The sequence below is a fragment of the Mycobacterium lentiflavum genome (assembly GCF_022374895.2).
GTDB lineage: Bacteria > Actinomycetota > Actinomycetes > Mycobacteriales > Mycobacteriaceae > Mycobacterium > Mycobacterium lentiflavum.
The window spans coordinates 4,126,913-4,138,251 of the sequence record NZ_CP092423.2; the positions used below are offsets into that span (position 1 = coordinate 4,126,913).

At 66.9% G+C, this 11,339-nt stretch carries 6 protein-coding genes; 1 reads left to right on the top strand and 5 read right to left on the bottom strand.

Annotated elements, in window-relative coordinates; genetic code table 11:
• Positions 1-26: 26 nt before the first annotated feature.
• The 4 genes from MJO58_RS19200 to MJO58_RS19215 form a co-directional block, all read right to left on the bottom strand.
• Positions 27-440 (bottom strand): acyl-CoA thioesterase, encoded by a 414-nt coding sequence (locus MJO58_RS19200; RefSeq protein ID WP_090604673.1) that lies wholly within the window; start codon positions 438-440, stop codon positions 27-29.
• Positions 437-5,263, bottom strand: a complete 4,827-nt coding sequence (locus tag MJO58_RS19205; RefSeq protein ID WP_239720552.1) for an NAD-glutamate dehydrogenase — start codon at positions 5,261-5,263, stop codon at positions 437-439. Before MJO58_RS19205 ends, MJO58_RS19200 begins: the two co-directional genes overlap by 4 nt.
• 103 nt (positions 5,264-5,366) lie before the next feature.
• Entirely contained in the window at positions 5,367-7,043 is a 1,677-nt protein-coding gene (gene ettA, locus MJO58_RS19210; RefSeq protein WP_090604677.1) for an energy-dependent translational throttle protein EttA, read from the bottom strand.
• A gap of 86 nt (positions 7,044-7,129) precedes the next feature.
• Positions 7,130-7,603 (bottom strand): single-stranded DNA-binding protein, encoded by a 474-nt coding sequence (locus MJO58_RS19215; RefSeq protein WP_239720555.1) that lies wholly within the window; start codon positions 7,601-7,603, stop codon positions 7,130-7,132.
• Positions 7,604-7,810: 207 nt separating this feature from the next.
• Between MJO58_RS19215 and MJO58_RS19220 the strand changes: the two genes are divergently transcribed.
• Positions 7,811-9,049, top strand: coding sequence for an HNH endonuclease signature motif containing protein (locus MJO58_RS19220; protein WP_239720557.1), 1,239 nt, complete (start codon positions 7,811-7,813; stop codon positions 9,047-9,049).
• A gap of 213 nt (positions 9,050-9,262) precedes the next feature.
• Here the strand turns inward: MJO58_RS19220 and MJO58_RS19225 are convergent, their stop codons facing one another.
• A complete protein-coding gene (locus MJO58_RS19225; RefSeq protein WP_239720559.1) occupies positions 9,263-11,302 on the bottom strand; it encodes a bifunctional copper resistance protein CopD/cytochrome c oxidase assembly protein in 2,040 nt (679 codons plus the stop codon).
• Positions 11,303-11,339 lie beyond the last annotated feature (37 nt).

Here is an 11,339-nt window from a genome sequence, read left to right on the forward strand (position 1 = left end):
CGGGCCCAGCCACAACCCGCGATCAGCTAACGCAGCCACCGTTGCAAGTACTCCCGATGCTGTGGTCCCAGGCGCACCAGCCGCTGCTCCTGGATGTGAACCGCGGCCAGCTGCGACTCGGCGATGACGGCCGGTTTGGACTGCGGATCGGCGCCGACCGAACGCACCTCGTAACCGAGCGTGAAGTCGACAGTCCGCAGCTGTTTGGTCCAAACGGTCACCTGCAGGGGCGAATCGACCAACTTCAGCTGTGCCTTGTAGGTCACCCGTACGTCGGCGATCAGCAGCCCGATCTCCAAGATGTCGACCTCGAAAGCCGGTTTGAGGAACGGAACCCGCGCCTCTTCCAGCAGCGTGACCATCGTGGCGTGGTTGACGTGCTGGTACATGTCGATGTCCGACCAGCGCACCGGCACCTGGGCGACGAATCCGACGGTCACCCCGAAGTCCCCCGTCCACTGGTGCGGGTCATGCGGCGGATCTGTCGCGCGGCCACCGACAGCGTCGCGAGATCCTTGCCGCCGCTTGCATAGATTTCGGTGAGCGTTCGCCTGGCCCGCTCCACTCGGGACGCACTGATGTGCTCCCACTCCGCGATCTTCTCTTCCCCACTTTCGTCCGGCTCTCCCACCGCCAGCACGTCGAGACACAGCGACCGCAGCGACGCGTAGATATCGTCGCGAATTGCCAAGCGCGCCAAGGAATGCCAGCGGTCGTCTCGGGGCAGCGCGGATATCGCGGTGAGCAGGCCGTCGGTGCCCAGCCGGTCCATCAGCGCGAAATACGTGTCCGCGACGTCGGCGGTTTCGGTCTCGGTGATGTCGGCGATGTCGATGATGTCGAGCAGGCTGAAGCGGTAGAGACCGGCCGCTACCAGGTAGGCCAACTCTTTCGGCGCACCCTCGGCGGCGAACGCTGCGGCTTCCTGTTCGACGATGGCCTTGTCGTCACCGCGCAGCCATTCCGACATCCGGGGGGTTAGCGCTTTGACCTTGGCGGCGAAGCGGTTGATCTCGGCGCCGACGGCCAGCGGCTGCGGACGGTAGTTGAGCAGCCAGCGTCCGGCGCGGTCGATCAAACGTCTGGTGTCCAGGGTCATTTTGTCCGACAGCTCGACCGGGATATCCGCCGCGCGGATACCGCGCCAGATCTCGTCGATCCCGAAGATGGCGTCGGTGGCGACCCAGGTGCGTATCGCGTCGGTGTGCCCGACGCCGACGTCCTGGGTGAGCCGGTAGGCGTAGCTGATGCCGGCAGCGTCCACCATGTCGTTGATCAGCATCGTCGTGACGATTTCGCGGCGCAGCTGATGAGTGCGGATCTCCGGGGTGAACCGCTCCCGCAACGGTGTCGGGAAATAACGGGGCAACCTCGACGCGAAGACGTCCTGCTCCGGCAGTTCAGTGGTCAGCATTTCCGCTTTCAGGAGCAGCTTGACGTGAGCCATCAGCGTGCAGAGCTCGGGTGAGGTCAGCCCGAGACCGGCTTCGGTGCGCCGCGCGATTTCCTTCTCGGACGGCAACGCTTCCAGTTCGCGGTCGACGCCGTTTTCTTCGAGGAACTTGATCTGCAACGCGTGCACCGGCAGCAGGCTGGGGGCGTTGGCGCGGCTGGTGCCCATCAGGTCGTTCTGGTCCTCGTTGTCGGCGAGCACCAGTTTGGCGACCTCGTCGGTCATCGATTCCAGCAGCGCGCTGCGCTCGTCGGCCTTGACCTTGCCGGCGGTGACCAGCGAGTCGATCAGGATCTTGATGTTGACCTCGTGGTCGGAGCAATCCACCCCGGCGGAGTTGTCCATCGCGTCGGTGTTGACCCGCCCACCCGCGAGGTCGAACTCGACGCGGCCCAGCGCCGTCACGCCGAGGTTGCCGCCCTCACCGATCACCTTGGCGCGCAACTGGTTTCCGTTGACACGCACCGGGTCGTTGGCCCGGTCGCCGACGTCGGCGTCGGACTCGGATTCGGCTTTGACGTAGGTGCCGATGCCACCGTTGAACAGTAGGTCCACCGGCGCGAGCAGGATTGCCTTGATCAGGTTGGGCGGGGCCATCTCGGTGACCTCCTCGTCGATGCCGAGGGCCAGACGCACCTGCGGGGTGATCGGGATCGACTTCTGCTCGCGGCTGTACACCCCGCCGCCCTCGCTGATCAGCGACTTGTCGTAATCCTCCCAACTGGACCGTGGCAGGTCGAACATCCGCTGGCGCTCCGGCCATGTCCTCGCCGCGTCGGGGTCGGGGTCTAGGAAGATGTGCCGGTGATCGAACGCGGCAACCAGCCTGATGTGCTTGCTCAGCAGCATGCCGTTGCCGAACACGTCACCGCTCATGTCGCCGACGCCCACCACCGTGAAGTCCTCGGTCTGGGTGTCGACGCCCATCTCGCGGAAGTGTCGTTTGACGGCTTCCCAGGCGCCCTTGGCAGTGATTCCCATGGCCTTGTGGTCGTAGCCGACCGATCCGCCGGAAGCGAAGGCATCGCCCAGCCAGAACCCGTAGGCGTGGGCGACGTCGTTGGCGATGTCCGAGAAGGTCGCGGTACCCTTGTCCGCGGCGACCACCAGGTAGGCGTCGTCACCGTCGCGGCGCGTTACTTGCGTTGGGGGGCTTACCTTTCCGGTTGAATGGTCGACATTGTCGGTGACATCCAGCAACCCGGAGATGAAGAGCTGATAGCAGGCGACGCCCTCGGCGCGGGTCGCGTCGCGGTCGGCCGCGGCGTCGCCGGTGGGCAGTGGCGGACGCTTGAGGACGAAACCGCCCTTGGCCCCGACCGGAACGATGACGGCGTTCTTCACCGCCTGCGCCTTGACCAGGCCCAGGATCTCGGTGCGGAAATCGTCGCGCCGGTCCGACCAGCGCAGCCCGCCGCGGGCCACCGGGCCGAACCGCAGGTGAACGCCCTCGACGCGCGGTGAGTAGATGAAGATCTCGTACTTGGGTCGCGGCAGCGGGAGCTCGTCGACCAGCTGGGCATCCAGCTTGATCGCCAGCACGTTGCGGGCCCGGGCCGAACCCTCGCGTGTCACAAAGTAATTCGTGCGCAGCGTGGCCTGCACCAGTGACGCGAAGGCACGCAGGATGCGGTCGGTGTCCAGGCTGACCAACGCGTCGATGTCCGCGGCGACGGCGGCGGCGGCCGTTTGCGCGTCGCGGCTCGTCGCCGATCCGCTGGGATCGAACAACGCCTCAAACAGGCGCACCAGCGATCGCGCGGTCGAGGGATGCTCGTTGAGCACCGATTCGATATAGGACTGGCTGTAGGGAAAGTTGGCTTGCCGCAAGTACTTTGCGTAGGCGCGCAACAGCACAACCTGCTGCCAGCTCAGCCCGGCGCGCATCACCAGCTCGTTGAACCGGTCGACTTCCACCCGGCCGTGCCAAATCGCGGTGACGGCCTCGGCGAATCGTTCCGCCGTCGCGTCGCGGTCGGCTTGCGCGCGGGCCAGCTGGATGGTCTGGTGCGGCGAGATCCGGAACTGATAGATCCACACCGGCAATCCGTCCGGCCGGATGACCGTGAACGGGCGTTCCTCGAGCACGACGACGCCCATGCTCTGCAGCATCGGCAGCAGCTGGCTCAGCGAGGCGCTGTGCCCGCCCAGGAACCAGGTCAGCTGCGCGGTTTCCTCGCCGCGATCGGTGAACACCAGCTTGACCGAATCGTCGGTCAGCTCGTTAATGATGTTGACATGGCCGATCGCATCGGCCGGGGTCACCGCCGACTTGTACGCCTCGGAGAAGACGTCGGCGTAGTGCTCGGCGTCGGCATGCGAGATCGTTCCGGTGGGTGCGGCGGCGACGAGCCGGTCGGACCAGGTGCGCGCGGCCTCGCTGATCAGCGCCTGGATTCGCATCCGGTTCTTTTCGGAGACATCGACCGGGCCCGCGTCTTCGGGCAGACGCACCCTGAAATGCATTAGCGCCCAAGGAGATTCGCTGACTCGCGCGGTGAATTCCAATCGCGTCCCACCGAATTCGCGGACCAGGATGTCCTCGATCTGCAACCGCACGGCCGTCGTGTAGCGATCGCGGGGCACATAGACCAGGCAGGAGACGAAGTAGCGCAGCCGGTCGTCCCGTACGAACAACAAAGCTCTGCGCTGGGATCCCAGATCCACCACGGCTTTGGCCATCGTGAAAAGTCGCTCGCCGCTGAGGGCGAACAACTCCGAACGCGGGACGGTCTGGATCACGTCGAGGATCAACTGGGCCGGGTGGACGGGGTCGCTGTCGGCCATCGCCAGCGCCTCGCGGACCCGGCGCGAAATCGACGGGATCTCCAGCACATCGGCGTTCATGGCGGCGACGGTGAACAGCCCGACGAAGCGGTGCTCGATCACGCTACCGTCGACGTACTCGCGCACCCCGATGGCATAGGGATAGGCGCCGTAGCGCAGGTAGCTGCCGACGGTGGCCTGGGCCAGCACCAGCAGTTTGTCGTCGTCGGTCAGCCGCGGGCGCGAACCGGGCCGGTTGCGCAGCACGCCGAGCTCGCTGGTCCCGTCGCCGGAGACCAGACCGTCGTGCACCCGGCATCGCTGGTAGCCCAGCAGCAGGAAGTTCCCCTCACCCAGCCACCGCAGCAGCGCCGCGACATCCTCACGGTCGGGCGCCGTGAAGCGCCCGCCGGGGTTGTTTTCGACGTCTGCGGCCAGGTTGCTCAGGGCGGCGATGATCGCTGCGGCGTCGGCGGCCACCTGTTGGACGTCGCTGAGCACCTTGGGCAGCACCGTCTCGACCTCGGCGAGCGCCTTGGTGTCGACGGACGGCACGAACTGGATGTGGATCCACGCCTCGCCGACGTATTGCGGAGTGCCGGGCGCCTTGGGTTCGATGCTGACCAAGTCCCCCGCCGGGTTGCGCTGCACATCGAACACCGGAGTCATCAGCGCGGAGTAGGAGACACCGAGCCGGTGCAGCAGCACCGTGACGGAGTCCATCAGCATGCCGCCGTGGTCGGTGACGACCTGCAGCGCGGGTCCGAAGCCCGCGGGATCGTCGGGCGGGTAGACCGCGACACAGTTCTCGCCGGGCGGCCGGTGCCGGCCCAGCCGGTAGTGCGCGCTCAGCAACGCCGGGGTGAGGATGGCGGCCGGGATGGTCAGGTCGATGACGCCGGTTTCGAGGGTTCCGGGTTCTTTGTCGTGGGGGCCGCGATAAGTCTCGATGTAGGCCTTGGAAATCCAGTCAGGAACGTCCGACATCGTGGAGAACGCGGTCCACGGGGTAGTCGCCTGCTTCGGTCCGGAACCGATCGTCATGCCGCTAGCTCCCTACTCAGGACGGATGGCACTACGCTCAGTCACCCCACTTCTCGGCGACCGACCCGGCCGCGTCGTTGCGGGGCTGCTGGCACAGGTGACACTAGTCCCGCGTCAGCTTGCGGTGCGTCACCCGGTGCGGCCTGGCGGCTTCGGCTCCGAGTCGTTCGACCTTGTTTTCCTCGTATGCGCCGAAGTTGCCTTCGAACCAGAACCATTTGGCCTCGTTGTCATCGTCGCCCTCCCAAGCCAGGATGTGCGTGCAGGTGCGGTCGAGGAACCAGCGGTCGTGCGAAATCACCACCGCGCAGCCGGGAAATTGTTCGAGGGCGTTCTCCAGCGAACCCAACGTTTCGACGTCGAGGTCGTTGGTCGGCTCGTCGAGCAGGATCAGGTTTCCGCCCTGCTTCAGCGTCAGCGCGAGGTTGAGCCGGTTGCGCTCACCACCGGACAGCACACCCGCCGGCTTCTGCTGATCGGGGCCCTTGAATCCGAACGCCGACACGTACGCCCGCGACGGCACTTCGCTCTGGCCGACGACAATGTGGTCCAGCCCGTCGGAGACGACTTCCCAGACGGTTTTCTTCGGATCGATGCCGGCGCGGCTCTGATCGACGTAACTCAGCTTGACGGTCTCGCCGACCTTCACCGTGCCGCTGTCCGGCTCCTCGAGACCGACGATCGTTTTGAACAGCGTGGTCTTACCGACGCCGTTGGGACCGATGACGCCGACGATGCCGTTGCGGGGCAAGGTGAATGACAGATCCTTGATCAGGGTGCGTCCGTCGTAGCCCTTGTCCAGGTGGTCGACCTCGACCACTACATTGCCCAGCCGCGGCCCGACCGGGATCTGGATCTCCTCGAAGTCGAGCTTGCGCGTCTTTTCCGCCTCGGCGGCCATTTCTTCGTAGCGCTGCAGGCGGGCCTTGCTTTTGGCCTGGCGCGCCTTGGCGCCCGAGCGCACCCAGGCCAGTTCCTCTTGCAGCCGCTTCTGCAGCTTGGCGTCCTTGCGACCCTGAACCGCGATCCGCTCGGCCTTCTTCTCCAGGTAGGTCGAGTAGTTGCCCTCGTAGGGATAGGCGCGGCCGCGGTCGAGTTCCAGGATCCATTCGGCGACGTTGTCCAGGAAGTAGCGGTCGTGGGTGACGGCCAGGATCGCGCCGGCATAGCTGGCCAGATGCTGTTCGAGCCACTGCACGCTCTCGGCGTCGAGGTGGTTGGTCGGCTCGTCGAGCAGCAGCAGATCGGGCTTGGACAGCAGCAGTTTGCACAGCGCAACCCGGCGGCGCTCACCACCGGACAGGTTGGTCACCGGCTCGTCGGGCGGCGGGCAGCGCAGGGCGTCCATCGCCTGCTCCAGCTGCGAGTCGAGGTCCCACGCATCGGCATGGTCCAGCTCCTCTTGCAGCCGGCCCATCTCCTCCATCAGCTCGTCGGAGTAGTCGGTGGCCATCAGCTCGGCGACCTCGTTGAAGCGGTCGAGCTTGACCTTGATCTCGCCCAAGCCCTCCTCCACGTTGCCGCGAACGGTCTTCTCCTCGTTCAACGGCGGCTCCTGTTGCAGGATGCCGACCGTGGCATCGTTGGCCAGGAACGCGTCGCCGTTGTTCGGCTTGTCCAGTCCGGCCATGATCCGCAAGACGCTCGACTTGCCGGCGCCGTTAGGCCCGACGACACCGATCTTGGCGCCCGGGAAGAAGCTCAGCGTGACGTCATCCAGGATCACCTTGTCGCCGTGCGCCTTGCGGACCTTTTTCATCGTGTAGATGAACTCAGCCATGCCGCGGTTTTGCCTTTCTGGTCTTCGAGAATGATCTCGCGGACCATCCTAGGCATCACCGGACGGTGCCGACCCGACGCCGTCAGCTATGCCGACAGCGACAGCGGGCCGGGGTCCTCGGCGCGGTCGTCGGATTCGACCTCCTTATCCCCGGTTGCCGGCTCTGCAGCGTGGGCCGGCGCCAGTTCAGCGCCGGGTCCGGCGTAGCCGGGCTTTTCGATGCGCACGATCGCGCGCGAGCAGTCCGGGCCGACCGACGTCGCGCGCATCTCGAGCGACGAACGGCGATTGCCGTCGCGGTCCTCGTACTCGCTGGTGTACACGTGGCCCACCACGATCACCGGCGCGCCCTTGCCCAGCGCAGCCCCGACCCCGGTGACCAGCTTTCCCCAGCAGTTGACGGTGACGAACAGCGAGTTTCCCGGCTCCCAACTCCCCGCGCCGGTGCGCCGGCGGGAATTGCTGGCCACCCGGAACTTGATGAGTTCCTGCCCGCCGACGTTGCGGCGCTGCAGATCGTTGACGATATGACCGACGACGGTCAGCTGGGTTTCGAACATGGGCTCAATTTCCTTTCGCAGATGTCTCAGGTGTTGCTCGTGCTTGCCGCTCATTGAGCGCGCAGACACCGACGAGTCAGCCGCAATCCGATGCGATGGCCGGCAGGGTCTGTGGACAAACTCCTGGCTGTGGATAAGGGCGCGAGGCGCCGGGCGGGGGGCGTGATGGCGCCGAACTTTGTCGTACCTGGCTGCGATGGTGGCGTTATGTCTTCGACCGCATCGCCTGCCGCGGCAGTGAGCCCCGCCGAGCGTGTGGGGGTGTTGTTTGAGGAGCTAGCGGAGTTGGCGGGTCAGCGCAACGCGATCGATGGTCGCATCGTGGAGATCGTTGCCGAGCTCGACCGCGACGAGCTGTGCGGCGCGACGGGCGCGCGGTCGGTGGCGGCGTTGGTGGCCTGGAAGCTTGGCTCGTCGTCGGCAAACGCCCACACGATCGCCACGGTGGCGCGTCGGCGGCAGGAGTTTCCCCGCTGTGTGCAGGCGATGGCCCAGGGTCGGCTGTCGCTGGATCAGCTCGGCGTCATCGCGGGATCCGCCGGCGAGGGATCCGATGAGCACTACGCGGCGCTGGCCGAGGTAGCGACGGTCAGCCAATTGCGCACCGCGGTCAAGCTGGAACCGCGACCCCACCCTGGTCCTCGGCCGAAACCGCAGCCGTCGGTCACCATGACCTCCGACGAGCAGTCCAGCTGTTGGCGGATCAAACTTGCCCACCTGGACGCGGCGAAGTTCGAGGCGGCGCTGGCGTGTCATCGGGACGCGCTGATCGGCCAGTGGAAACGCGACCACGGCGACCGTCAATCAGATCGGCGGCCCCCGTTCCCGAACGCCACCGACGCGTTTATGCGTCTGGTCGAGGCCGGGTGGGATGCCGAGGCGGCCAGCCGCCCGCACGGGCAGCACACCACCGTGGTGGTCCACGTCGACGTTGCGCAACGCGCCGCGGCGCTGCACCTGGGACCGCTGCTCACCGACGCCGAACGGCGATACCTGACGTGTGATGCGGCCTTCGAGGTGTGGTTCGAACGGGACGGCCAAGTCATCGGCGCCGGTCGAACGACCCGCCAGATCAACCGACGGCTTCGCCGCGCACTCGAGCACCGCCACCCCACCTGCGCGGTCCCCGGCTGTGGGGCGACCCGCGGTTTGCACGCGCACCATCTCCGGCACTGGGAAGACGGCGGACCCACCGAGTTGTCCAACCTGGTGCTGGTATGCCCCTACCACCACCGGCTGCACCACCGCGGCCTCATCACCATCACCGGACCCGCAGACCACCTCATCGTCACCGACAGCGCCGGCCGACAGCTCAGCAGCAGATCGCTGGCGCGGCCCCCCAACCGGCCCCCGCCCGCCGTCCCACCGTGCCCCGGGCCCACCGGCGAACGCGCCCACTGGTGGTGGTATCAACCCTTTCACCCACAACAACCACCACATAACTGACGCATCCACGGTGGTAGCAGCACCGGATCAAAGCCCAAACAGGTTGGCGCATAACACGATTCGTTGGCGTCGGCAACACCTGCACTAACCTGAGCCAAGTTCGGTTTGACATGCGTCGGCTCCGGCCGTCGAAACCCGGGGTCCTCGACGGACCCACGGTGATGCGCGAGCGGAACGTCACGGCGAAAAACCGCGCCGGAGATCGCCTTGTCGTTACGCTCGCGGATCGGGCGACGCGGGCCCCTGCGACGCCGGCTTCGGCCCCCGGGCCAGTTCGGCCAACATGGCGTTGTACGCGGTCAGATCGGCGTCGTCGTCGCGGTCGGCGGCTCGGTCCAGACGACGCGCGGTGCGCGCGTCGCTGCGGGCCCACTGCGCCAGCAACGCGAGCATCACGATCACGAGCGGCACTTCGCCTGCCGCCCAAGCGATTCCACCGCCCAAGCGCTGATCCCCCAGCAGATCGGTATGCCAACTCAAGCCCAGCGATCGGTAGTAGGCCTCGCCCAGCACGGTCGGGGTGCCCATCAGTTCCACGCCGAAGAACGCATGCATGGGCAGCGACGCGAACACCACGCCCACCTTGGCCAGCGGTGGGATCGGCCGCGGCGTCGGGTCCACGCCGATCACCACCCAGTAGAAAAGGTAGCCGCTGACCAGGAAATGCACGTTCATCGCCAGGTGCCCGGCATGGCTGCCCACCGCGTCGTTGAAGATGCTGCCGAAGTACAGGCCGTAGAAGCCCGCGACGAACAGCACCGTGGCCACGATCGGATTGGTCAGGACGCGGGACAACCGGCTGTGCAGCGCGGCCAACAGCCATTCGCGCATGGCCGGCGGATCGTCGCGGCCGGCGGCGGGCAGTGCCCGCAGCGCGAGGCTGACCGGCGCCCCCAGCACCAGCAGGATCGGTACCAGCATCGACAGCCCCATGTGCGCGGCCATGTGCATGCTGAACATGGCCGGCATGTAGCGGCCGACCCCGGACGACGTCACGAACAGCAGGGTCAGGCAGCCCAGCAGCCAGGCCAGGATCCGGCCGGAGGGCCAGTGGTCGCCACGCCGGCGCAGCCGCAGCACAGCGGCGACATACAGCGCGGCCAAAATGATTGCCGCCGTGCCGAAGATTAGATCGAAACGCCAATCCAGCAGGATGCGCGCCACCGTCGGCGGGCCATCGAAGTCGTAACCGATTTCGGCCTCGGGAATCGACGGCAGCCGGATCGGCGGTGGTGGCGGGGGGGTGCGGCCCAGCCCGACAGCGATGCCGAACGTCACGCTGAACAGGACCGCCTCGACGAGCGCGAGCCGGATCAGGGCGCTGCGTGAAGTGGGATCACGTTGCAGCGCAACGACTCCAGTGCGGCGCTGGCGCCAGCCCAGCACGCCCAGTGCACACAGCGCGACGAACTTGGCCAGCACCAGCCGCCCGTAAGTGGTGGTCAGCAAGTCCGACGGCAACACCCGCACCAGGGCGTTCATCACTCCGCTGAGCGCCATCGCGACCCAGCACCACAACGCAATCACCGAGAACCGCCGGGCCGCAAGGGCCAGGTGGTCACCGCCGCGCAGCGCGTGCGCCAGCAGGGCCAGCAGCCCACCGGCCCACAGGCTCGCGCCGACGAGGTGGATCAGCAGGCTGTTGGTGGCCAGGTCATGCGAGCCGCCGGCCGACGAGTGGCCGGTCAGCCCCAGCGGGATCAACGTGATCAACGAACCGGCCAGCAACAGCGGCGTCCACGACCAGCGCAGCACCGCCAAGCTGGCCAGCGTGACGCCGGCGGCCAGGAACGCCGTCCAGCGCCACGAGGAGGCGGTGTTGACCAGGCTCGCCAACGACCAGAGCCGCACAGGATCGAGCATCTCGGCCAACCGATGACCGGAGACGTCGGAAATGGTGAGCGGAATCAGCAGCGCGGCGCACACCGCCCACACGCCGGACGCGACCGTCCCGAGCCGCAGCGCCCGGTAACCGCCGGCGTCGAGCACGCCGGAGCTTTGCGGCGGCACCAGAAACGCCGCGCAGAGAAACGACCCCACCGCCAGTACCGCGGCGATCTCGCCCGCCGCCCGGACAAACGGCAGGCCTAGGGTGGTCGCCGGGCCCGGATTCGGCAGTCCGGTGGCCGTCAGCGCATCGGCCAACGACAACGCCCCGATGCCGGCGGCCGTGCAGCCGGCCAGCATCGCGACGCCGGTAAGCAGCGGCCACACCAGCTCCCTGGCCTTGGCTGTGGACTGGCCAACCGTCATACACCCAGGGTATTGGCGGGCATCGGCAAAGCCCGCG